Source organism: [Clostridium] polysaccharolyticum (assembly GCF_900111595.1).
Classification (GTDB): domain Bacteria; phylum Bacillota; class Clostridia; order Lachnospirales; family Lachnospiraceae; genus Clostridium_AI; species Clostridium_AI polysaccharolyticum.
Genome location: NZ_FOHN01000002.1, coordinates 199044 through 225850 on the forward strand (window position 1 = coordinate 199044; position 26807 = coordinate 225850).

The window sequence follows — 26807 nt, forward strand, 5'->3', positions numbered from 1 at the left end:
TAAAATATCCTCCTTTTCTTATGAATTTTTTTCTAAACTAACGATACACATTTGACCATACTTTATAACCTACGTTTGGATTTACTCCTTTATATTTAAATAAATCACTTACTGTCACAAATGTATATCCTTTGTTTCTTAGTCCCTGAATAATTGCTGGCAATGCCTGTACGGTATTATTATTGCCTTGGAAATCATGCAGGAGAATAATCGAACCATCAGTTGCTGTATTCAGTATGGTATTCGCTCTCTCATTTGCTGATACATAAGATTCCCAGTCTTTGCAGTCAATACCTTGAATAAAGGTAAGATTAATATTCTGGAACATAGTATTGCTTGTTGACAAATATGGAGCCCTGAAAAACTTAATATCTGTATTTACCTGACTCTTAATTGCATTAACACATTGGCTGATCTCATTCTGTACCTGCCAAGCTCCCATATTTCCCATATCACTATGGGTATAGGAATGACAAGCTAATTCACAGCCCATGCTAAGCTGTCTCTGCATAGTTGCCTTTGTACTTGCATTTACCTGATTTCCAATTAAGAAAAATGTTGCAACAGCATTGTTTCTTTGCAGAACATCCAATACGTCATTCGTTGTAGAAGATGGACCATCATCAAAGGTCAACGCAACCATTTTTGTGGAAGCATTTAAATTGGTATTAGTATTTGTGTTAGTGTTAGTTACTGGGGCAGCACTGCTGCTTGTCCCTGCACCACCGATTAACAAATAATCCAAGTATGCATCCCATTGGCCATCATCTGCTGTTACTACAAGTTTGATTTCCTGATTGCCAGTTCCATGACTTACGTTTTTAATGGTGTATTCTGCCGGGTACTCATCTCCATAATAGAAGGTACCTTTCATTTCTCCACCAATATATAAATCTACTTTCGCCATGTTAGAATTATTTGAACATGCTCTTAAAGTAAAATCATGAGTGCCATTGGCAAAATACTGATTAAATGTAACAGAATCATTGTTTCCATAGAGTGCTGCTCCATCAAATGGAGAACTTAATGGTCCAGCGTACTGTCCACCTAATGTACCATTTTCACACTCTAACTTTGTCCCCTCAGATGATATATCTGGTACATTTTGTGTACTGCCTGCTGCTGGAGTTTCATTTCCTCCAGTTGCAGTTCCACCTGTACTGCTTTGGCCTTCACCACTTATTTGCAAATTATCAATATATGCATCCCACTGACCATCATCTGCTGTCACCACAAGTTTTACTTCCTGATTTCCTGTTCCATGACTTACATTTTTTATGGTATATTCAGCTGGATACTCATCTCCATAATAGAATGTTCCTTTGTTCTGGCCTGCGATGTACAAATCAACCCTAGCCATATTTCCATTATTGGAACATCCTCTTAAAGTAAAGTCATTTGTTCCATTCTTAAAGTTCTGGGTATAAGTGACTGCATCTTCATTTGCATACAATGCAACTCCATCAAATGGATTATTGATCTTGCCGGCATATTGGCCACTTATGGTCATATCCTCACATTCCATTTTACTTCCAGCACTTACTGTCCCAGTATTTCCAGTAGCAGGGCTGGTATAAGCTGGTGTATTAGAACCATTTCCTCCTACTTTAATTGTATTGCTGTAAACATTAGCAGACCCACTGCTTTGATAGCCTTCAACATTTAATGCAGCCTCATACAATTTTCCTAAACGCATTCCCATTCTGGACCATGCTTTAAAATGTTCGGTAACAGATATTGTACCGCTTGTTTTCTTAGATGTACGCACACTCCAGAATTGCTTAAATGTTGTATCCCCCTCAATAGAAGGCTGATTTACTCTCGTTGTCTCATATACGTCATATGTACCACCATCTACTGAAATGGTTCCTTTTGATTGTGCTCCAGGTGGACGCCACGAACCCCAGCTTTCTACAATGTAGTATTCTACTAATGGGTTTTTGGACCATCCATAAACACATAAATAAGAATTACCTGATGGGCGATAGTCACAGCCATAATCAATTGTTATATTTCCCATCTGGTCATAGGTCTTTGTAGAATCAAATTTTATCCCCTTTCGGAATAACGCATTCCCTATGTTACTCCAGCTACAGCTAAATGCTCCCCCGCCGTTTAATGTCATGCTCGTTGTTCCATAATCTTTCCACAATTCATAATCGTATCCATCCTGATTACCCGTGGTATTGTTATAAAGTGTCTGAGCAGCTTGTACTGTTATGGCTGGTACAACTAACTGTAAACATAAAAGAAGTGATACTACAAATCCTATCATTTTTCGTCTCATATAACCCCTCCTTTCATAAATAATGCTAGCATAAATAGAAGGATATGTATATTTGTAGTTTTTCTAAAAAACCAGACGAAATTTCGTCATATTGATATTTTCGACCATTCAATAATGTATTTTTACTTTTTTATTGTGCATTATGCACATTTTTTTATTATATATCTCTCCAAAATGTAAAAAAAGCAATTGAATGTCCATGATATTTATTATTTTGATTATCAACAAAGTGTAAGTTCCTTACCTATTCGTGCATATCCCTCCCTTGTCCTTTTAGGAGCCTTTCAATTTATAGGAAGATCTCAAAAAGAATTTCTTATTAAATTAAAAAAGACGATTAAAAAAATAACCGTCTTTTCTACCATTATATATGCTATTTATTGCTTCGCCTCCAGATATGCATTTTTTCAGCTTCTTGGATTAATTCATCACGGAAGTCCGGATGGGCAACGGAGATAATTTTTTCGCATTTTTCCCAGGCAGATAAGCCTTTCAGATTTACAATACCATATTCTGTTACAAAATAATGAATATTAGCACGTGTATCTGTTACGATAGAACCTGGATGTAAGGTTGGTAAAATTCTGGATTTTACTTCACCTGTTTTTGTTGTATAAGTAGAAGAACAACAGATAAAACTCTTACCCCCTTTAGATAAGTAAGCACCTAATACAAAATCCAACTGGCCGCCAGCACCGCTAATCTGCTTTGTGCCAGATGATTCAGAACTTACCTGTCCAAATAAATCTACATCTACTGCATTATTGATAGACATAAAGTTATCAATTGCTGCGATAGAACGGATATCGTTGGTATAATCAACTGGTGCTGACATACATTCTGGATTATTGTTCAGATAATCGTACAATTTCTGAGTACCCGCACCAAATGCATATACCTGGCGTCCCTTATCAATTGCTTTCTTTCTTCCTGTAATTTTGCCCGCTTTTGCAATATCAACAAATGCATCCACGTACATTTCTGTATGTACACTTAAATCTTTTAAGTCTGATTCTGCAATTAAAGAACCTACTGCATTTGGCATTCCTCCGATTCCTAACTGAAGGCATGCACCATTTGGAATTTCATTTACAATCAGTTCTGCAACTTTTTTATCAACCTCTGTGGCAGGTCCACCGGCACCTAATTCAGCCATAGGCGCATTATCTCCCTCTACAATCATATCAACATCGGAAATATGTACGCCATTTTCAAATCCGCCAAGGCAGACTGGCATATTTTTATTTACCTCTACAATTACTACTTTAGAACGTTCTGCTGCTGCTGCCAGATGAGAAGCATTTGGTCCAAAATTGAAATAACCATGCTGATCCATTGGTGCAACCTGAATCATCATAACATCGTTTGGCTCAATATGTTCCCTGTAATATCTTGGCAATTCAGAATAACGAATTGGAGAATAAAATGCAAGTCCACCGTTAATTGCTTTTCTTTCAATTCCAGACATATGCCATGAGTTCCATGTAAAATGAGCTGCTGCATTTTCTACCTTAAAAATCTCTGGTACCCACATTAAGATACCGCCTCGGAATTTCACATCAAACAATTCGTCTGCACGTGCGGCTAATGCCTTATCCAGGACACGAGGCGTTCCTGATGTCCATCCGTAATCAACCCAGTCACCTGACTTTACGACTTTCACTGCCTGTTCTGCTGTCGTGAGCTTCTGGCTATATTCCGTTGTATAACTCATATGTAATTCCTCCTAAATCTTCATTTGATTTATTATTTTACATGATTTTTATTATAACATATTACTTTGTGAAATTGTAGACAAATAAGAAATTTCTTATTAATAAAAAAGAAGATATCTCACAGTCATTTTCCTGTTAAGATATCTTCCTTCTATCAGACTACTTATTTTGCAAAAAACAGGCCTTCTTCCTTCTGTGTATCCGCTGCAATATCATTGCATAATAGTGCAACTCCTGTCACATTATCAAGATTTTCTATGGTTTTTGCATCACTCATTTTACCGTAGCCGTCTTTTCCATAAGTAACTTTTTTGTAAGTTGTTGGATCGGAATCTGGATTAATAAAAATCAAATCACGGTAACCATTCGTTTTATTGTCACTTACGATTACAGGATTCGCAAATGCTGTGAACTGTGCGATAACATCAAATCCATCGTCATCGTCGTCATCATCATCGGCATTGGTCTGTTTCACAATTAAAACAGTATCTCCGTCTTTTGTTGTATTGTACTCACCATTTAACTGCACGATAATTTCATCAATATTGTCACCATCTAAATCCACGTAGTTATAATAATAACGAGTTTTTGACATATCTTGATTTTCATAATCTAACTCATCAATAATTTCACTTTCTAACAATGGATATGCAGCTGTTTCACTATAAAAACCAGTAATATTATCATTAATCGGATTTGCTTTGGATGCCTGTGGAGTTCCCGTCATGGCAGTGCCGGCTCCATTAGGATTATCTGTTGCTTTAACTCCATCTGAAGGGTTATCTGCTGCACCACTCTCAGATCCTGCAGCTACGTCACTTGGATTGTCCTTGTTATCGTCTGTATTTTGCGTTGCATTAGGTTCATTGGCATTGCCATTATCTGTCTTACCTGCACAGCCAGCTAAACAAATAGCCATAAGGCACACAAACAGAATAGAAATTTTTTTACTGAATATTTTTCTTTTCATTTCTATGTCTCCTTTAATAAGTAAGCTTATGTACCTTATCATAACCAAAATTTAAAGTATCATGCAAAATAATCCGATTAATTTAATTTATTATGTATATATTTCCCTTTTCCATATCCTTCCTTATGGATACATACTATTTACCTACGTCCACCAAAAGATCCTCTGCTTGATGTGCTTGCACTTGTCCTGCTTGATGTACTTGTCCTGCTTGACGTTCTCATGAAATTTCCACTTGCACTATAGATTAAAGAACTTGATGAAGAATAACTAATTGGATCAGCAGTACCACCTAAACTTACAATATTCTGATTATTCTTTGCCATTTCATCATCAATCTGCTTAAAGAATGGATCTTTATATCCAAAAAGGTAAATATAGTCACCGCCTGATCCCTTATTTAAATCAATTACACTTCCAGTAGCATCCTTAATTGGTACCCATCCATCACCTCGGTCTGCTGCATCATTTCTAGTGCAGAATTCCTGGAATCCTGTATTGTTCTGATCTCCACTTCGTTTATAACTAAGATAAATATATGCACCTCCTGCGCCTTGATTTAAATCTGTATTAAGCTCTGTATAACCACTCAAAGCTCTAGGAGTTGTTCTACCATTAACCCTTACCATCACATCTGTGATTTTACTAGCACTGTCTGTGCCTTTCGTGTATAAAAGATAAATATATGCACCTCCTGCTTTTCTATTTAAATCAGAAGGTTCATTCGTTCCTGCTGAATCTCTTCTTGTAACAGTTTCTCCACTATTAATATCATTCGCAATAGGATTTACGGTGGATATTCTCATATTAGTAACAAAAGGAATCGCTTCTCTTGTTTCTTTTAACTTTTTATTGTAATAATGCCAGTAAGCAATTTGGATTTTATTACGAAGCGCCTGATCAGAGAATAATTCCCATATAGGGATTGCTTGATTTACCTGATACATTGCTGGTTCAGTTTTTACTTGGTTTGCCCATTGTTCATAAGCCTCTAAATCATTCAGGCTCTTAGGTATTTTAACACTTTCTCCACCTAAGCATTTCATATTATAAGTACAAAGAGACTCAAAATCTTCTCTGCTCTTTTTCTCAGATTGTGATGCCTCAGGAGACATTCCTTTGTAACTAGCAGAAGCTGCCATCTCCAATTGTGATGATGTCTTTGTTGATGTTTCTTTTGTATGGAAAGACATAGTAAGCTGACCACCAAAATATGCTTCTGTAATTAAATGCGTTCCATAACGGTTGAAAATATACTCAAAATTTCCTTCCTTTACTTCACTCACAAAACCATCTGATAAACAGGCTCTCATCTCAGCCATTGTTAATCTGTTGGTATAAGTTCCAATCTGACGTCTAGAAACCATTTCACCAAAGTATTCATTTTGTGTCTTTGTTTCACTAGTTGTACGGTTTACACTTGCTGAAAAACCGATTGCAGGTGATTTAAAGCCAATTGACAGCTTTCTTGATACTTCTTTTTGTACCTCACTTTTTGTTGTTCGTGCTACGGAATTGCAGTCAAAACCAGTATCTCCACAAGCAGATACGAACCATTTATTCTGTTTTTTTGCTGTAAGTTTGTCCATATCAAGAATCGGCACCTTATAAATGCCCTTGTAATCTGGCATTGGATTCGTTACGCTATTAAACCCATAAGTTAAATAATCTTTAAACCTTGTGTTAATATCGGCATATGGACTAGCCGCTTTTGTTGCAATATGTCCTGATGATAAATTACAGACCATCACAAAGGACAAAAGAACACCAATTTTTTTAATTGTTTTCCTCATTTTTTACATCTCTCCTCTTCATTTTATTATTTACACTTAATTATACCATAATTTGAGCTACTAATTCCATAGATATAATATCCTATTTTCATATAATTCCACTTTTTTCTTTGCATTTCTATTCTTATTTCTAGCAAAAGCTCGTTATTCAAAATAACAAATTCCGAATAACAAGCTTTTTCACTAAATCTGCCTAATCCCAATATAACGAAAAGTTCCCATTAAACATAAAGCCCCAAATCCAATCTGAGGATTCGGATATTGCTGTTCAAAACTTAATTTTCTTGTCCCTGCAATTAAGTAGGCCTTTACCTTTTCTCCATACAAATAAGGATCAAATCCTCTTATAATCCCCCACTCCATTAAAAGTGCCGCTGCTCCTGCAACAAACGGTGTTGCCATAGATGTTCCTGTTTTTTGTATATACCCATCATTCGGAGCACATGAGAAAATATTGACTCCTGGAGCTACTAAATCTGGCTTTACCTGGCCATTTAATGTATATCCACGTCCTGAGAAAAATGCAAGACTGTCTGTATCACTATCATATGCTCCAACTGAAATAGACTTGGCAGATGTTGCAGGTACTGTTAGCGTAGTTGCTAATGTAGGTCTTAAAAACTTAGTGGTTGGACTAATGGTTTCTGCAATCGGAATCCACATATAAAAATTACCTGTTATAATTGTCTTTGGACGGAATTCAAATCTCCAGATCCCTTCTGTCAGATAAGTATTGCCTGAAGCTGGAATCATTTCAATATAGATTTCCTGCAGACTGTTATATGGGGTAGGTTCCCCATAATATAAAAACACTTGGGTTTCTTCCAATACAAACTGCTGCCTGCCGCTGACTCTGGAAATAGTCCCTGAACTTGTATCTCCAGGTGCATGAAGAATAATTTCAAAATCATCATAGAAATTCTTCCAAATCTGCAGATTAAGCGTATTCTCTCCACTGGCAACCGACATTTCCACATCTAGTGGTTCTCTTGCTGTAAGCACTCCAGCATAATGCCTAGAAGATGCTCCCTCATTTCCAGTGCCAATGGCAATCGTTGTTTTCCATAGACCAGACACATCATTTATGTACTGCTCTAATATGGAATTATTTGCATGAGAACCATAATTATTACCAAAACTCAAATTAATTACCAGCGGCCTTCGAAGCTCAATTGCCCTTCTCACTACATAATCCATTCCCTGCATAAGCTGAGTAGTTTTTGGAAAACTGTCTCCCGCTGATGCCCCAAGCTTTACTATTAAAAGTTCACTCATTGGTGCAACTCCCACTGGTGCATTTTCCGCACCTCTGCCATTCCCCGCTGCAATTCCTGCTACATGAGTTCCATGCCCACTTAAATCTGCACTTGGCACAAGGTTCTGCCTCTCCTGTCTCGTTCTTGCTTTCAGTGCCTCATTAATCCGTTCCCTCGTATATAAAGTCCCTGTGGCAAATCCTTCTGGAGGTGCCAGCCCTTCTTCTGGTTCTATAGTCTGATCCCAAAGATCGAGAATTCTGGTTGTTCCATCATCATTTCTAAAATCTGGATGTGCATAGTCAATTCCAGAATCTATTATAGCAATAATAACGCCACTGCCAAACAATCCAGATGTACTCTCCTGCACACCATTAATACAAGAGGCAGCTTTCCCGTTTGTGGCAGCAAAAAAGAGTCCTTTTGGCATCTCAATATATTCAATCTGAGGATATTCTGTTAATCTTCCAATCAGATATTGCGGAATGGTAATAATGGCATATCCACCAAGCAGTTCCACCACCGAAATATCCAGTTCATTCTGAATGTCCTCTAGACTTCCTGCATGCCGTACAATAAGTTCCCACGTATTTGTAAATGCATCATACCCAAGATTCAAATCTGCTGTCCTGCTTCTTTGTTCTTCTGTTGACTCTAAAGCAAGCTTTAACTGATTATCTATTTTTTCGTTATTCATTGTAACCTCAGGAAATTCTTTTTTTTATTCTATGATTAAAACTGTCCATTTGTTAAAAATATTACATACTTCATATGTTTTTTGTTTTTTTATAGACATATTACAAATTATATTATAATATGTAATATATATTCCATTTCATACCATAAGCTACGTCTTAATTTTCATTAAGAAAACTTTCTAAACAACATATATTAACATCAATGTTATTTTTTCACCCAAATACACAATAAAATAGAAAAGGAGTAATCAATATGAAAAAAACTATTCGAAACAGAATCACGTTGTATACATGTATATGTCTTATTTCAGTTATTATTGCTGCTGAAATATTAAACGTCTTTTCTCAGCACTTAAATCTGGTAAAAGATGCTAACCAGTTTGTTACCTCCCAAGCTGATTTAAAAGCTGAAAGTACGGATAAATGGCTCACTAGCCAAAAAAACATTGTCATTCAGCTAAAATCCGCTTTGGAATACATAAATACCACAGATTTAAAATCCATTAAGAATTATTTATCTTTTGCATTTCAATATAATCACCTGGCCAATGAGTATTTTATAGCAAATGAAAATGATCCATATATTTACGGTACACATAGTGGAGATTTTAATGCTGATCCGAAACAACGTATATGGTGGAAAATGGCAATAAAAAAACAAGATGTCATTTTTACAGAACCTTATCAGGATCTTGCCACAAATGATATGATTATCAGTATTGCTGCTCCACTGAAACTAAAGGGAATACAATATGTCATTTTAATGGATATTTCCATAAAAGAACTAGTCAAATTAGCAACTGAGACAAAAACCAAAAGTGTACAGGCATTCTTAATTAATCGTACTGGTGAAGTTATTACACACGAAAACAAAGCATTTCTTCCTAAAGAAGATTCTGCTACTAATTTATGTGATAAACTTCATGTAGACTTAATTAACTCCTCTCCATCTGTCATTAAAGATTATAATGGTCAGAAAAAATTTATTCATACAGCCAAAATAGAAAATACAGGCTGGATCCTAGGTTTCACAGAAAATCAATCCGTTGTCTGGAATAATCTGCTCAAAATTATCCTGCAGGTTTGTATTGTATGTACTATACTTATTTTAATTGCCTCATTTCTAATCCAATTATTATTGAAAAAATCTCTAAAGCCAATAGACACACTAAAAAGTTTTGTTATCCAAAATGTAATTGGCAAAGAAAATACTGTAACCTACAATGACGAAGTTGCAGAAATTGCTTACTTGATTGACCAGATTCAAAGCAAATTTATCGATACGATACAAAAAACCCAGACTGCAGTAGGATCTATTCATGAAGATACAGCTCTTACAGAACAGCAGATGAGTTCCATTAACCAATCTATTATGGATATATCCGCTATGATTCAAGAATTTGGTTCTTCTATTGAAACACAGAGTGATTCTATTCACGAGATTAACAGCACCTGCTCTACTGTTGAGTCATCGGTAGATGAACTATCCAAACAGGCTTCTAATATGGCAAGCCGTGCAGGTACTATTATCACTCATGTAAATACAGTGGTTCCTGAACTTCTGGAAAGTAAGAACAGTGCTGTTGATATGACCTCCCAGAGCCGAATCAGCCTGGAAAATGCTATTGAGGGAGCTAAAGTTATTCATCAGATTACAAATATCAGCAATGCAATTAAAGACATTGCCACACAAACTAACTTACTGGCATTAAATGCTTCTATCGAAGCTGCAAGAGCTGGCGACGCTGGAAAGGGCTTCTCTGTAGTGGCTGATGAAATCCGTCAGCTTGCAGAACAGTCTAATAATGAAATTAACAAAGTTGATACTTTAGCTAGTAAGGTTTTATCTAGTGTTGACGTATTAAGTTTTGAAAGTACAAAGGTCATTCATTTTCTTGGAGAAACAGTTCTTGAAGATTATGATAAACTAGAAAAGCTGGCCCAGCACTATAAAGAAGATGCTACTTACTATGAAAATGAAAGCAATACCCTCAATGCTTCTAGTGAAGAACTAAATGCAGCAATTCAAAATATTTCCAATGTAATTCAAACTATTACGGACACCCAGGAACAGCTTGATGAAGGTACCGAAACTATCAATTCTAATTTACAGAAAATCACGATGGACAGTGCCTCCATAACAGAAGAAAGCCAGAAAATCAAAAGAGATGTAGAGGAATTAAGTTCTACTATTGAAACCTTCCACGTCGAACAGAATCAAGACTAAAAATACTGTAATCTAAAGCCGAATAAACGATTCGCAGTTTATTTCTTATAATGAAAAACACTATCAAAAGTCTATTTATTGGACCTTTGATAGTGTTTTTTATTATATGCACAGTATTTAGAGATCTCTTTTTCTCCATAAAACAGAGTTAAGCACAGCAAAGATAAAGATATATATAATTGCTACTATTATACTGCGTACTACGTCGCTTCTTGCAAAATCACTTTTCATAATTGCCAGATTCCCGAATAAAGTATAGTTCTCAATAGAAACCTTTATGTCAAACGCCCTATTTAACAGTGTATCTATGCCCATATAAATCAAGTTGCAAAACATAAGTCCATAGACCAGACCTACCGTAAGAGGTACACTCTTTCTCATCCACGCTGTAAAAAACATAGCCACAACTGAAACTGCAAAATTCAAAAGAAGCAGTATTGATATGCATGTCGCAAATTCTGCAAGACCGTCAAACTGCAGATTCTTTCCGTAAAGAACTAAATCAAACAATAAACCTGAAATAAATGTGATAACAAAAAGTGAAATGACAAAAATAAAACAGTTTAACAAGTTACACAGTACAAACTTATACTTATATGGAGTTAAACCAAATGTATTATTGTTGTACCTGCTTGCATATTCGTCTGCCACTACGGCAACTGCAAAAATCAAAACTAAAATTGGAAGCATGTCACCAAATATGCCTCTAAAGTCATCATAAAACTGCACCACATTATTTCCATTATCTGATGCTGATTGAAGTATTTTCCCAATAGCAGAAAAAAGAACTTGAAATCCCACAGAAACTAAATACAGTATCCAGGTTCTTTTAAACCGGAACATTCTATATAAATTCATTTTTATCAAATTAAGCATTGGCAATACCTCCTGTCAGCTGAAGATAATATTCTTCGATGGAACGATTGGTAACATTTAAAAGTTCTACCTGAATCCCGTTCTTCACAAGATTCTCATTGAAATAAGCACTTTCATTCATTCGCTCCAGCACATATAAGGTATTGTCATCAACTTGATTTATCTGGGTAACGCCCATCCCATTAAGAATGTCTGCAGCCGCTGCTGCATTACTAGTTCGTATTTCAAGCCAGGAACCACAGTTAAACTCTAACTCTTCCTTTGTCAGTTCCTTTATAAGCTGCCCGTTATCAATAATACCATATGAAGTTGCAATCTTTGATAATTCTTCCAGAATATGACTGGATATTATAATTGTAATGTTCTTTTCCCTATTTAAACGCAATATTGTATTACGGATTTCTGCAATTCCCTGTGGATCTAGTCCATTTACTGGCTCATCCAATAATAAAAGCTCTGGCTCCCCAACTAAAGCCAAGGCAATCCCCAGACGCTGCCTCATTCCTAATGAAAACTGCTTCGTCTTTTTCTTTTCTGTATGTTCCAGACCAACAAGTTCTAGTAATTCATTTATATATCTGGGATCATTTTTCCCAACTCCTATGCATTTCATCTTAAGATTCTGATAAGCAGTTAAATTGCCATATAACCCTGGATTTTCAATAAGAGTTCCAATTTTAGAAACCAGATTGTTTTTTGTAATCTCATTACCTCTTTTTCCAAACAGAACAATCTCTCCACTTGTTGGATGTGATAACCCTGCCGCCATCTTAAGAAATGTTGTTTTACCTGCACCATTTTTCCCTATAAATCCATAAATATCGCCCCGCTTGACATGCAGGTTTACGTTATTAACAGCAATATGCTTACGGAAACGCTTTGTCAAATACTCTGAAGCCAAAACATACTCCATTCTGCAACCACCCTTTCAGTTTTGAATAATTCACCAAATCATTTTACTATACCTTATTGATTTATGCAAATATATTCTCTCCACCTTAAAAAATTTGTAATTTTCTATGAGTATATCCCCGCTTCAACACCAAATGCGTACAAATACTGCACTACATTAATAATAGCATGCTGAACACTTAAATTGCCTGCTTCAAAATAGGTTTCTTCCTCCTGTGCCATATATTTCAAATCATATGCATAATAGGCTCCATTCCTTAGAATCTGTGACATTGGTACCTCTTTGGTTTCTTGATAATAATATGGATCGATTGTATTTCCTTTTATATAAAAGGACGTTCTGTTTTCATCCACGAATTTTTCAAATTCACTATGGTTGCTAAGTACAGCAGTCAGATTTGATGCATGATGTGGCTCATTTAGGTCTGAAACATAATGTGTACCCTTTCCAATCTTTATAAGTGCTTCTGACATGTTTCCAAGCTGTACTTGTTCCAATGCCTCGTTAAAGTATCCCATTGCACGGGTCATTGCTGTTTTTGACTTGCTTCCTGTCCAGGTCTTTTCAGTGTATGGATTATAAAAATGTCCTGAAAATGTAAGGTTATCTGTCTCATTTCCTACTTTATCTGGCCAGTCCGTATATGTTTTTAAAACATTCATATTCGCTGACTGGTTTAGACTAGTATAGCCTTTGTCTTTTCTAAGCACTGCCAAAGCCTGCGTTACTATGTACTGATGTGTATGTGTACTTCCTCCGCTTTTAAACATTGGTTTTGCTTCGCGACTATGTGTCTTTAGATATTTCTGCAAATACCCCTTAGCATCAATTGTAGCTCCTTTCGCCTGTGTTACCGTCCCCATAAAACAAAAGCAAAGCATTATGCTGACAAGCATACAGGCAGTCAGTTTTTTCATGTACCTTTTCATAAAAACTCCTCCTTAAAATTTTTTTAACGTTTCCACCTCTAAGTATAACACGAAACAAAGGAGTTACTATTGAATTTTACAAATTGCAATAATTTCTTCTATAAATACAACGAAAAAGAAACTTTTGCCCTTTATAACACAAAAGTTCCTTTTTCTAATAAGCAACATGCCCATTCTATTTATGTCTTACCCTATATAAACAGCATTCCAACTTGATAAATGATAAATGCAGCCACATAAGCAGTTGCCATCTGAAATAAAATAGTTCTGAGTGTCCATTTCATAGATCCCATTTCCCGCCGTATTGCTCCAACTGCTGCAAAGCAAGGCATACACAATAAATTAAATGCCATATATGCATAGGCGCTTGCGCCATTAAATACATCTCTTATTTCAGGAAGTGCTTTCGAGCCATCTGAGATTCCTTCTATTATGGATTCATCTGTAATGCCACCAAATAACTGGCCAAAGGTTGAAACGATATTTTCTTTGGCAATCCATCCTGTGCAGATACCAACGGAAGCTCTCCAGTCGCTAAATCCTAATGGCACAAAAATAATTTTCACCGCATTTCCAATGGACGCCAGAAAGCTGTCTTCCATTTCACACATTCCATTTATATTGAAATTAGAAAGTAACCAGATAAGAATAGTGGAGCCGAATATGACAGTCCCAGCTTTAATCGCAAATCCTTTTATTTTCTCCCATCCATGTATCAGTACACTTCTAAGTGTAGGAATTCTATACTGTGGAAGTTCCATAATAAAAGTTGATGCTTCGCTCCTAAATACAAACTTATTGAGAAGCAAGGCACCTAATACTGCTACTACTAAACCAAGCATGTATATAGAAAACAGAATAAGAGTCTGATTATATCCCGAAAATAAAGTCGCTGCAAACATGCAATAAATTGGAACTTTTGCACCACATGACATGAATGGCGTAATCATCATAGTTATTTTACGATCCTTATCGCTATCTAACGTACGGGATGCCATCAGGGCTGGAACGGAGCATCCAAATCCCATTAACAAAGGAATAAAGGATTTTCCAGATAAACCGAACCTGCGGAACAGACGATCCATAACAAAGGCGACTCTCGCCATGTATCCACTGTCTTCTAAAAAGGACAATAACAGGAACAGAACAAGAACCAATGGCAAGAAACTGGCAACGGCACCCACACCTTCCAGAATTCCATCAATCACAAGTGACAGTATCCATTCTGATGCACCTGCATTGCTTAATAAGTTATTAAGGCCATCGGTAATTGCTCCCCAGCCTGTTTCTACAAGACTTTGAAGCCAGACACCCGGGCTTGGAAACTCTGGAATAAATAAAAAGTTTTCGCTAAAAGTGCAAGCAAATATTAAATACATTACTAACGCAAAAATTGGCAACGCAAGAATACGGTTCGTCAATATCTTATCCAGCTTATCTGATCTGGTTTCTACATGATCATTATTCTTCTTTTTTACTGCATCTTTTATCACTTTTCCAATATACTGGTATCGCAGATCCGCCACCCTTGCTTCTGAATCCTCACATACTTCGTCTAATCTTGCAAGAATTTGAGATACTCTTGGTTTTTCCTGCTTAGTAAGTGTTTCTTGTACAATTTCGTCTCCTTCTACCAGCTTGATAGCCTTCCATTCTTTTTCATCATCCGTTCCAGAAACAAGCATCTGCTTAATTGCTTCAATACTATTCTCTATGTCCTTATCAAATAGCTGCAATGGCTTTGGCCTATTATGGGCTTTTGCGGCCTCTGTTGCTGCTCCCATCAGTTCAGTAAGTCCCTTCCCATTTCTAGCCTGAATTGGAACAACTGGCACTCCGAATTTTTCACTTAACTTCCGAAAATCTATTTTATCCCCTTTTGCTTCTACCTCATCCATCATATTAATGGCCACTACGGTTGGAATCTGGGTCTCCAGAATCTGAATGGTCAAATATAAATTTCGTTCCATACTAGTTCCATCCACAATATTGATTACAGCATCTTGACGCTCCTTCACTATGTAATCTCTTGCCACAATTTCTTCTGCTGAATATGGAGATAATGAATAGGTACCTGGCAAATCCAGAATCGTTACATTTTTATCTTTTTTATATGTCCCATCCTTTTTATCTACCGTTACACCTGGCCAGTTTCCTACGTGCTGCTTAGAACCAGTCAGTTCATTAAATAGCGTCGTTTTCCCACAGTTAGGATTTCCCGCTAATGCTATTGTATATGCCATAATTCCTCCTTCAGTTAGCTTTTGCTAACTCCATTCCAAAAAATTAACGAAGCGATATCTGTCTTGCTTCAGCCTTTCTTAAGCTTAATTCGTACCCCCGAACATTCACTTCCACAGGATCTCCTAATGGTGCAATTTTAATTACTTTTATCGATACCCCAGGAGTAATGCCCATATCCATAATTCTTCTTCTAGTGGCTCCTTTCTCTCCAAGTGAAGCAACAATTCCTTCTTGCCCTGGTTTCAAATCTTCTAAAGTCATCCCATATCCTCCAATCCTGAACTTTCCTGTCATGCTACTACAATCTTTGTAGCTAACCCTTTATTTAAAGCGATTCTTACTCCCTTTACCAACAGAATCAGACCACTCTGGTTTGAACCAAGTACCTGAACAGTTTCTCCTTTTAGAAACCCCAAATTGGTTAAATGTTTTTTCACTTCTTCTTTTCCTCTATAATCCACAATTGTTTTTTCTTCTCCAACGGTAACCATGGTTAATGGCATAAAATCTCCTTCTTTCTTCTATTACTGAAACTGATTATCATTTTTATTAATGCAAATTATAAATCTTATTTTCATAATTGTCAATTTCTTAACTGATAATATTTCTCATTTTTCAATTAAAAGCAATGCACCTGCAAGAATCTGCAAAGAAAAACTCTCCCTAAGAACATAATTTTCTTAGGGAGACACTGCCATTTGAAACTATATATTATATGTTATAATTTAATTCCATTAAAATATAATCCACTAATTTTGTAATGGTTGGATATTCAAAAAATACCGAAACGGTAAGGTTCATTTCTAAAAGCTGATTTACTGCAGCATTCATAGAGAAAATCATTAACGAATCCGCCCCTTGTTCACTCATTCCCTCATCTATGGAAAGCTGTCCCTTGTCAAAGCCCATGATTCTGCCAAAAACATCTTGCAGCTGTCTGGATAGATATACCTTCCTCTCTGGTTCAGAAAGCTTATTAAGTTCTTCACGGATATTTCTCTGGTTCACCTTATCCTCATCAGGCTGCGATTCTCTTTTTCTTACTCCATCAATATCTGCAATCAAGTTACCTCTGCCTTTAGAATGTCTTACATATTGTACTGCCTTATTCCAGTCTATATAAGATAAAACCAGATTTTCATATGGCTGCTCAAAGAATTCATCAATCATTTTCTCTCCATGTTCTATATCCATCTCTAGTAACCCCATACGTTCCAGATTACTGCTAACAGACTTATTGCCAGCAGCCAGTCCTGCTCCTTTCCAAGGTCCCCAGCAGAACGTATATCCTGGAATTCCTTGTTTTCTTAGGTAGGAAGCAAATGTGTTTAAGAAATAATTGGCTGAACAATAATTGGCTTGTCCCATATTTCCAAGGACAGAGGCTAAGGAAGACAGCATCATAAAGAAATCTAACTGGGTGCTTTTTAATGCATTATACAAACAGATAGTACCTTGCACCTTAGGTTCTAATACTTCCAGAAAGGTATTCCAGTCCATTTCTGCCAGCATTTTATCCTTAATCACTCCTGCAGTATGTATCACTCCTCCAATTTTGCAGCCCCTTTCTTTTGCTGATGCAACTACATTTTGAATATATTCTGAGTCACAGACATCACCCTGTTCTATCAGCACTTCCACACCCTGCCTTCTAAAATTATCAATTCTCTCTTCTATCTTTTTATCTGGCTGATGTCTTGCCAGCAGAATTAAATGTTTCGCACCCTTTCTCACTAATCTTTCCGCATACACCATTCCAAGTGCCCCTACACCACCTGTAATCAGGTAAGAAACATCCTCTCTTATAACAACTGGTTTTTCCTTAGATGAATGCAGCTTATTAAACTCTTTATGATTAACAATACGTGCAACATACCGTTGCTTTTCCCGTATTACCGCCTCTTCTTCATCCGTCCCTAGCAATGTTTTCAGAAAATCTTCATATTCCAAGGCACCATCATCTATGTCTACGATACCTCCATAAATTTCAGGACACTCCATACTGATTGCCTTGGCTAATCCCCAAATCATTGCCCCTGATAAATTTATTTCTTCTGCATTTTTTAAACTTTGCACATTCTTCGTTACCAGTCTTAACTTGGTGTTTTTCAGATATCCTTCTTTCGTTACCACAGATACTACATGGAATAAAGATTTCACATCAGCGTAGCTTACTTGTACCTCAGCTCCTTCTACATCATTTACCTGTTCGTTAAAGTAAATAATCTGAAATCCCGTATTCTCCCCTTTATTCGAAATAGTTTTGAAAAGCTGGGACCAGTCCGCTTTCTCCTCTGAACGTATTACAAATCTCTTTTGGGTTACCTGCTGGTATGCTTCCCCCTCTAATACTTCTACTATATCAGCACCATAACCTTCTAATTTTTTGGACAATCTCTGTAAAGACTCTTCCTTCCGCACAAATATTAAAGTTTTAATGTCTTTCATATCCGCTCTAGGTTCCACATACTCATTTACGTTCTTCCACTCCATATGATAATACTGCTTGTCCAGAGTTTCCATTTCCCGAAGAAGGCGCTTTGAGCTGGTCAATTTAATTAGCATTTTATCAATCTGCATTACAAGCTCTCCTGCCTCGTTATAGACCTCTATATCCACATAAATTACCTTATTCCTGATTTCAGACTTTGTATGGCACCAAAGCCTGTTTGCTTCTTTATAATAGAATGTCAGTTTTTCAATATAATATGGAATTATAGTTTTGTTCACAGATTCCTTCTTGGAAGTTTCCAGAAGCTCGTCAAGAATTAAGGCTAGTCCAGACTGGAATATAGAATCAATCACTCCAGGATACAATATATAATCCTTGTATTTAGGCACGTCAGTAAATGGTTCTAACAGGCAAATGCATTCATTTTTTTCTTTATGGATTTTCTTAATGCACCGGAATCCATCTCCTAACCAGAATCCCGTACTGCGCATATAATCATAAATGGTTTCTTCTACGTTTTCTTCAAATGAAAGTTTATCAAACTTACTAGGATCTATCCGAGAATCACTCGTTTTGCTTGTTTCAAATACGGATGCTTTTCCTTGTGCATGTAAAAGCCATTTGCCGTTCCGATTCTGGTAATCACGGCTAGACACCTTAAATGGTGCCTCTTTCTGACCTTTTTCTAAATAAATCTGTACCTGTCTTTCCTCTTCTCCCTTTGCCGCTAATGGTGCACGGAACTCCACATGTTCTAATAAACAGCTTTCACTCTGAGTCATATCTTTCACGGCAGACAATAACATTGATGTATGAGCAGCTGCTGGAGAAATGCTTACATCAAAAATAATATGTTCACTCATAAAATAAGGTTCTTTTATAGAGAATCTGCTTTGATATAGCACTGCCTCTTTTTCCATTGGCACATCTATCCTCTGGCCTAGAACAGGATGATAATCCTCTCCACCAGTGGAAGGGGCATGATATTGTGTACTGCGGTCGTATTTTAATTCCATCCAGTATTTCTTTTTATTATATGGATAGTTCGGAAGAGTAACTTTCTTCCAGTTTTCCTTTCCTGCAAAAAGCAGGTTGTTCCAATTAATATTTACACCTGAACTATATACTGCTGCAATCTGAAGCGGAAGAAACTCTTTCTCTTCCTTTTTGACACTTAAGGTTGCTGCAATTACCTGACTGGATCCAAATGTCAGACTGGCTAATGCTGCTAGCACTCTGTTTGCACCAACCTCTAGAAACAGATACTGCTTTTTCGTGTCAACACTAGTTAATGCACCATAAAAATTAACTTCTGCACGAATATGGTCCGTCCAGTAATCTGCGTCTAAAATTTGTCCATTTTCTATTTCCTTGCCATATAATGCGGATACAAATTTTACTTTTGCCTCATGAAACCTGACTGCTTTGGCTACGTTATAGAAATCCTTAAGAACTGGCTCCATCAGCATAGAATGGAAAGCATGGGAGACCGCTAGTTCTTTTGTACGGCAACCTCTTTTTACTGCCTTTTCCATAACCTCTTCTACATCCTGTGCCACACCAGATATTACATGGTTTTCCTGAGCATTTTTTGCGGCAATGCAGACAGTATTCTCATATCCTTTTAATAATTCTATCACCGTTTCTTCCGATGCAAAAATGATTGCCATTTTCCCATATCCTGGTGCCATATCCATCAAACGCCCTCTTGCCGATACCAGTTTCACGGCATCTTCAAGGCTCATTATTCCAGCTGTTACTGCTGCTGCATATTCCCCAATGCTATGCCCCATAACAAGCTCTGGTCTTACTCCGATTTCATCCCACATCTGACTTAGTGCATATTCAATCGAAAAAATCAGCGGTTGTGCATATACAGTACGCCCAACCTGTTCTTCCTGACTGTTTATTCCGTAAACCAGTTCCAATATTGATTTTAACAGGTACAGCTGAAAGAGTCTATCGCACTCATCCATAGCTGTCCTAAACACGGCATTGGTCTCATACAGCAGTTTGCCCATATCCACATATTGAGACCCCTGTCCTGTATACAGGAATGCCACTTTTCTATCTTTTTGAAGATTATTATTTACATTACAGCTAACACCATTAGCATATCCATCTTCCATATATGCTTTTATCCGTTCTAATAAGCTTGCCCTGCTGCTTCCACAAACCAGAAAACGGTAAGCTAAATCTGTTCTTGTGCAGTTTGCAGTGTAAATAATATCTGCCACCTGATCCTCTGAGGCTTCTGATAGCAGCTTGTAATAAGCTCTAATCAAGGCATTTAAAGATTCCACACTTTGTGCTGTAATTTTCAGAATATAATCTATGCCTTTACGCACTTTAAAACTATTGGTTTCTTCTTTCTCTTTATATTCTTCTAGAATCACATGTGCGTTAGAACCACCAAATCCAAACCCGTTTATTGCTGCCATTCTAGGTTCTTCTTTTTCTTCCCATTGTGTATTCTCTGCAACTACTTCTAAATTATAACTTTCCCATTTGATAAAAGGATTTGGCTCATGAAAATGCAGATTTCCTGGAATCAGATGATGCTTCATTGCCAACAGAACTTTAATAATAGAAGCCGTTCCCGCCGCAGACTCTAAATGTCCAATATTAGATTTTACAGAACCGATTTTCAATGCATTTTCAGTTGTTCTTCCTGTTCCATATGTAGCTCCTACTGCATTAACTTCAATAGGATCTCCTAACTTGGTTCCCGTTCCATGCATTTCAACAAAGTCTATCTGATTTGCTCTAATTCCCGCACTTTTCATCGTTTTCTCGATAAGCTTCTCTTGAGCTTCTCCATTTGGTGCCGTTAATCCATTGCTTTTTCCATCTTGATTAATCCCCGTAGCACGGACAACTGCCAATATCTCATTTTTATCACGAATCGCATCTGAGAGTCTTTTTAATAAGATAACTCCACAGCCTTCACCTCTGGCATAACCATTCGCTGCAGCATCAAATGACTTACAATATCCGTCTGGACAGGTTGCCTGTAACTTTGAAAACCCTATCCCTGTTGTGGGGGATTCTATCAGATTTACGCCTGCCACTACCTGCATATCTGCCTCACCAGTTTTTAATGCATTACAAGCAAAATGTAATGCAGTCAAAGCTGAGGAACATGCAGTATCTACAGATGCACACGGTCCTTCAAATCCAAAAGTATAAGAAATCCTGCCACATGCAGTGCTCCAGCTGCATCCTGTAAGAGAATATGGATTAATGGTATTTAAATCACCCGACTGCGTCTGTGACATATAATATTCATTATTGCAGATTCCAACATATACCCCTGTATTACTGCCATTATACTCTTCTATGTTCATATTTGCATTCTCAAAAGCTTCCCAGGTTACTTCTAAGAGAATTCGCTGCTGTGGATCTAATGCATTGGCTTCTTTTGGAGATATATTAAAAAACCTCGCATCGAATTCTCTAATATCCTGATTAAGATATCCTCCTTTTTTATTGCAAGCCTTTCCTGGAGTCTCTCTGTCTTTATCAAAGTATTTCTCCACGTCCCATCTTTCTTTTGGCACTGTTGAAATTCCATCCTTGCCACTGACAAGCAAATCCCAGAACTGATCAATAGAATTTGCACCTCCTGGAAAACGGCATCCCATTCCTACAATAGCAATCTTTTCGCCTTTTATAGCATCTGTTTTCTTTTTTTTATGCTCTGGAATATATTCTTCCCTCTGTAAATCGTTTATATGATTTGCGATTTTCGCAATTGTAAAATAAGTAAAAATATCTCCTGCACTCATATTTACTTGGAAGCATTCATTTAAAGCTGCAATATAAGATGGAATATTAATTGATACAACACCATATTCAAATACTGGTGCATTCAGATCTGTAACTTTCACTTGAAAACTGCTTTCAATATACTTTACTATTTTTTCTTCTATTGCCTGCCGTGAATACATCCTTTTTACTGTTTTTTTCAACCTTATGTCACTCTCCTTAAACGTACCTAAGTTGTATAGCTCTGTCAACTTTCTGCGAAAGGCTTTTCCACTCCCTGTCCTTGGAATCTGCGTAACAGGAATTACTTCGCTGATTGTTATTCCAATTTGCTCAAATACAACGGTATAAATTTGCTTTTTTAACGCATGTAACTTTCGCTTCTCCCACTCCGAATCTAAAACTTTGTCCGATTTTATAAATGCAATTACCTTTTCGCTTTCGTTTCTCTGTTGTACTCCATTGCAGACAACGCATTGGGTATATGCGGTCCCCCTCAGCACAGTCTGAATCAGATTTTCAATTATAACACAAGCAATCTTTTTTCCATTGCTTATGACAAGCTCCTTTTCTCTCCCTCCAAGAATCAGATGATTTTGATAAACAAAACCTATATCCCCTGTGTTAAGCCATGTTCCTTCCTTAAAAACCCGATTGGTTTCTTCTGTATTTTTATAATATCCTTTTGTAATACTAGGTCCACACACATAAACATACCCGATTGCCCCTTCTGGAAGTTCACGGAATAATTCATCTCGAATGCTGACTTTTACATTCTCTAAAACAGTTCCCCCTTCTACTAATTCTGTCTCTTGCTGTGGATTTCTTATTGTTTCCTGAAAGTATACTTTCTCACCAATTGCCGTAGTTCCCTTATTTAGCTGAAAACGCTTCATTATGTTACCTGCCTCCACAGTAGATACACACACGGTTCCTTCAGACAGGCCATACATTGGAATTATTTTCTCAATATCAAAACCATATTGTCGTGTAAATGAACAGAATTCCTCACATAGTTCATAATGTAAAACCTCTCCCCCCAAAATCAGATTCTTAACACTTCTAAAATCCCAAAAGCAGTTTTTCTCTCCTTTTCGATAGATATTAATAAAATGTTTTAATGCAAACGGCAAGGATGCTACAAATGTTGCATGAAATTCTGTTATCATATCTGCCCACACAAGCGGCTTATTCATATACAGTCTGGTGGAAATAAGACACTGCTCAGCCCGAGCCATAATTGGAGCAAAATGGAACGCAACCAGTCCAAAACAGTGTGTTAATGGTGAAAGAGACAGAAACCTGTCATGTCCGTCAGCCTGATAATGCTTTATAATATCGTATGTATTCACTATTACATTAGTGCCTGTAATGACAGCTCCTCTTGGCTTACTGGTTGTTCCAGAAGAATACTGCACATACAAAATATCATCTTCGCAATAGTCTATTTCTTCCGTATATTCCCTACATTCATGAATTCTCTTTAAATACCAGGACATATCAATTTTTTTCTTCTCTGGCTCTGTTTGAAGTTCCTGATCCGTAAGAATCATAGGGTCTTTTAAGGATTTTTTAATATAGCCTAACATATTATCGTTACAGATTTCTTTACTGATATCGAGAGGAACAGCAATATATCCACCTAGGATACAAGCCCACAAAGAATACAAAAAACACTCATTATCTTCACACAAAATAATGGCTTCTGTTCCTTTTTTTAGTCCTCTTTTCGCAAGTTCTTCCTTTATGCAGCCACTTCTGTTCCATAAATCATGGTAGGTAATCCTTTTCTTTTGTTCATCTGCTGTAACCAATGTGATTCCTTTCTGTGTCATGGAAAGTTCTTTTAGCACTTCTACTAAATTCTTACGTTGTTCCATAAACTTTGCCCCCTAAGTTGTATTTCGTATACAAACTAATATTATTGAATTTTCACTAAAATTGTCAATATCATTCGTAATAATGTCGTAAATATATACCTACAATGCCAATTAAATCTAAAATAAAAAAGCCCTCAAAACATCATTCATTTTGAAAGCTTTTTTACTACATTTTTGTTTCACAACATAGTAGGAATTTCATCTATATCAGAGTAATGTCTCCACTAAATCCTGCAAGGAAACAATCTTAAACTTCCCTTCAATCGGCTCCCGACTGCATGTTGCTACCTGAACCCCATCTGCAATTCCATACACTTGAAATTCATATGTATTACATGGTTTTCCTTCTACTTGCAGCTTTATTTCATCATGTGCTATGTCAAAAGAAAAAGTATCAAATGGAATCTGCATTCCTTTTCCTTCTGCCTTTACATAGCTTTCCTTTAGGGTCCAGTAGGATATAAATAATTCTTTTGGACTTTCACATTCTCTTAACGTCTCATACTCTGTTTTATCAAAAAAACGTTTTGCAATATCCAGATTATGTTCTTTTTCTATTTCTACATCCACACCCACTGGAAATGATGAAAACGCACAGATAACCCAGTCTCCAGAATGGGATACATTATAGTGGATATCTTTTCGTTTGATAAGTTCTGGCTTTCCATATTCGTTCTTTTCAATAGAAACCTCTTCCTTTTCCATTCCAAAGTGTTTCTTTAGTCCATAACGCACCAGTACTTCAGCAAATAAAGAACGTATTTTATCCGCTTCAAATCGATAGCGTTCCATCTTCTTCCTGCGTTCTTCTGAAATGATCTCTTTTAACTGATTAAGAACCCCTTCCTTTTCTACTCCCTGTATCGAAAATGCATAACGAATCAGCATATTCTCATCCTTTCTGTATTTACTGAATTGCCCCTGCAGTATAGTTGTTCTTTGCATTCCACAAAATCCATTCTTCATAACCGCTTGCATAAACTGCTTTTATCTGGTCCTTTATTTTTTCTGCATCATATGTTACATGATTATCAACCCAGGATGCTGTAAAATCCTGTAGCCACGGCCGAACAACAACATTCCGATTCCCAGACAGTTTTGTTTGAGAATCTTGTAATGCCTGATAAACAATCTCATATGGTGATGCATCTGGATTTTTTACTCCATAACATCCTCTTTCAAAAGCTGATGGATATACCATCGGACAGATACAGTCCAGACATTCTGACATGCCTATATAATCCTGCCCAATCCTGCTACTGTCTAATTCACTGCCAATGACTCCACCAAATACATCTGCAGATACTTTCACTCCTCGTTCTCTAAGAAAATCAGCAGCACACAGGGTAAACTGTTTAATTAACTCCTGTTTGCTTACTAGTTTCTCTTCTGAGCCATAGGTGACATCTGTAAGTTTCGCATCTGTCGGAAACCGGATGTAATCAAACTGAACCTCATCAAACCCAAGTTCAGCCGCCTGTCCCGCTACATTTAAAACATATTTCCATACATCTCGGTTATACGGATTCACCCAACCCAGCCCCTTGTTGTCGTAAAAGATTGTACCATCCTTGTTTTTAATGCTATACTCTGGTACCTGCTTTGCAAGAATGGGATCTTTAAATGTTACGATTCTGGCAATCAGGTAGATTCCTTTTGCTTTTAAATCCTTAACTAGTGCTTTCATGTCTTTTACATAGTTGTATGTAGCACCAATTGAATTCGCCAAATCATAGTTCATTTTATAGGTAATCTCACCGGCGTCATTTTTTATATCAATGACCATAGCATTCAGTCTCGTTGTTTCAACCAAATTCACCAGCTGATTCATTTTCTTTTCAGATCCAGCTGCTGGTCCTGTTACATAGATCCCTTTCACTTTGATATCCTGAACCCTGCCACTTATGGTCTCTACAGAATCCGCATCAGCCGTTACACAAGGATCGTCTGTAACAGCAGCTGATGCTGGTTTTGTGGCGGTTTTCTCCAAATGATTCTGTTTTACTATATCTGTCGTATTTTTATGTTGACTGTTCTCGGGATGTACGACAAGCAATGTACAACACAAAAGCAGTGTTACAGTTACTATCTGGAAAAATGCTTTCTGTTTTTTATCCCCCACTAACTTTGCCATTGCTTCCCCCTAAACATTCTTTTTACTATAGTATTTTCTCTTGCTCCATTCTATCCTTGTTTTTTTCATCTTCTGCAATCTTTTTTTAAATTAACACCGTTTTCCTTTAAGTGTTCCATCAGTGCACACACAGGCAATCCTACCACATTATAATAATCTCCTTCAATTCCTTTCACGTAACTGGCAAACAATCCTTGTATGGCGTATGCCCCAGCTTTGTCCATACTTTCGCCGCTTGCTACATAGTCTGCAATTTCTTCTTCTGTCATAGCCGCAATAAAGACTTTGGTTTCCTCATAAAACGTAATTTGTTTTTGGGCTCCATTTTTTTTGATAACTGCAGTAACTCCAGTATAAACTGAATGTTCGTGACCTTGAATGGCCGCTATCATCTCTTCCGCCTCTTTTTCACTCTTGGGTTTTCCTAATATCATATCCCCATTTGCAACTATAGTGTCTGCACCAAGTACAATGTAGTCTCCTTCCTTCACTCTATCTGCTACTTCTAATGCTTTTACTAATGACAATTCTTTTACCACTTCACAAGGCTTTGTCTGTGTAATGATTTCTTCCGCATTGCTTTTTTCAGTTCGAAATGAAATTCCGCATTGTTCTAATATTTCTCTTCTTCTAGGTGATCCTGAAGCTAAAATAACCTGATACAT

The 26807-nt window shown here is 36.9% G+C and carries 16 protein-coding genes; 1 reads left to right on the forward strand and 15 read right to left on the reverse strand.

Annotated elements, in window-relative coordinates:
* Positions 1–37 precede the first annotated feature (37 nt).
* The 5 genes from BMY85_RS02220 to BMY85_RS02240 form a co-directional block, all read right to left on the reverse strand.
* On the reverse strand, positions 38–2287 hold the full coding sequence (locus BMY85_RS02220; RefSeq protein WP_092475814.1) for a glycoside hydrolase family 11 protein: 2250 nt from the start codon (positions 2285–2287) through the stop codon (positions 38–40).
* Positions 2288–2660: 373 nt separating this feature from the next.
* Positions 2661–4001, reverse strand: coding sequence for a butyryl-CoA:acetate CoA-transferase (locus BMY85_RS02225; RefSeq protein WP_092475817.1), 1341 nt, complete (start codon positions 3999–4001; stop codon positions 2661–2663).
* Positions 4002–4165: 164 nt separating this feature from the next.
* Entirely contained in the window at positions 4166–4972 is an 807-nt protein-coding gene (locus tag BMY85_RS02230; RefSeq protein ID WP_092475819.1) for a hypothetical protein, read from the reverse strand.
* Between the two features lie 140 nt (positions 4973–5112).
* Positions 5113–6765: an MAC/perforin domain-containing protein gene (locus BMY85_RS02235; protein WP_092475822.1), complete on the reverse strand. Its 1653-nt coding sequence runs from the start codon at positions 6763–6765 to the stop codon at positions 5113–5115.
* A 183-nt stretch (positions 6766–6948) separates the two neighbouring features.
* Entirely contained in the window at positions 6949–8718 is a 1770-nt protein-coding gene (locus BMY85_RS02240) for a S8 family peptidase (RefSeq protein WP_092475824.1), read from the reverse strand.
* Between the two features lie 254 nt (positions 8719–8972).
* On the opposite strand from BMY85_RS02240, the gene BMY85_RS02245 reads away from it, so the two are divergent.
* The gene (locus BMY85_RS02245) at positions 8973–10946 is read left to right on the forward strand and encodes a methyl-accepting chemotaxis protein (protein WP_092475827.1); all 1974 of its coding nucleotides are present in this window, start codon (positions 8973–8975) and stop codon (positions 10944–10946) included.
* Positions 10947–11063: 117 nt separating this feature from the next.
* Here BMY85_RS02245 and BMY85_RS02250 read toward each other — a convergent pair whose 3' ends face one another.
* The 10 genes from BMY85_RS02250 to BMY85_RS02295 all read right to left on the reverse strand — a co-directional run bounded on the left by BMY85_RS02250 (position 11064) and on the right by BMY85_RS02295 (position 26807).
* Entirely contained in the window at positions 11064–11822 is a 759-nt protein-coding gene (locus tag BMY85_RS02250; RefSeq protein ID WP_092475830.1) for an ABC transporter permease, read from the reverse strand.
* A complete protein-coding gene (locus BMY85_RS02255) occupies positions 11815–12735 on the reverse strand; it encodes an ATP-binding cassette domain-containing protein (protein WP_092475834.1) in 921 nt (306 codons plus the stop codon). Before BMY85_RS02255 ends, BMY85_RS02250 begins: the two co-directional genes overlap by 8 nt.
* 104 nt (positions 12736–12839) lie before the next feature.
* Positions 12840–13664: a zinc dependent phospholipase C family protein gene (locus tag BMY85_RS02260; RefSeq protein ID WP_092475836.1), complete on the reverse strand. Its 825-nt coding sequence runs from the start codon at positions 13662–13664 to the stop codon at positions 12840–12842.
* A gap of 191 nt (positions 13665–13855) precedes the next feature.
* Positions 13856–15907, reverse strand: a complete 2052-nt coding sequence (feoB, locus tag BMY85_RS02265; RefSeq protein ID WP_092475838.1) for a ferrous iron transport protein B — start codon at positions 15905–15907, stop codon at positions 13856–13858.
* 43 nt (positions 15908–15950) lie between these two features.
* Positions 15951–16169, reverse strand: a complete 219-nt coding sequence (locus BMY85_RS02270; protein WP_092475841.1) for a FeoA family protein — start codon at positions 16167–16169, stop codon at positions 15951–15953.
* Between the two features lie 29 nt (positions 16170–16198).
* Complete coding sequence (locus tag BMY85_RS02275; protein ID WP_092475844.1) at positions 16199–16411, reverse strand: FeoA family protein; 213 nt, start codon at positions 16409–16411, stop codon at positions 16199–16201.
* Positions 16412–16619: 208 nt separating this feature from the next.
* Positions 16620–24008, reverse strand: a complete 7389-nt coding sequence (locus BMY85_RS02280) for a type I polyketide synthase (RefSeq protein WP_092475847.1) — start codon at positions 24006–24008, stop codon at positions 16620–16622.
* A 207-nt stretch (positions 24009–24215) separates the two neighbouring features.
* Positions 24216–24896 carry a 4'-phosphopantetheinyl transferase family protein gene (locus BMY85_RS02285; RefSeq protein WP_177180585.1) on the reverse strand — a complete coding sequence of 227 codons (681 nt, stop codon included), beginning with the start codon at positions 24894–24896 and terminating at the stop codon, positions 24216–24218.
* A 19-nt stretch (positions 24897–24915) separates the two neighbouring features.
* Positions 24916–26142, reverse strand: coding sequence for a putative glycoside hydrolase (locus BMY85_RS02290; RefSeq protein ID WP_092475854.1), 1227 nt, complete (start codon positions 26140–26142; stop codon positions 24916–24918).
* Positions 26143–26207: 65 nt separating this feature from the next.
* Positions 26208–26807, reverse strand: a complete 600-nt coding sequence (locus tag BMY85_RS02295; protein WP_092475857.1) for a Maf family protein — start codon at positions 26805–26807, stop codon at positions 26208–26210.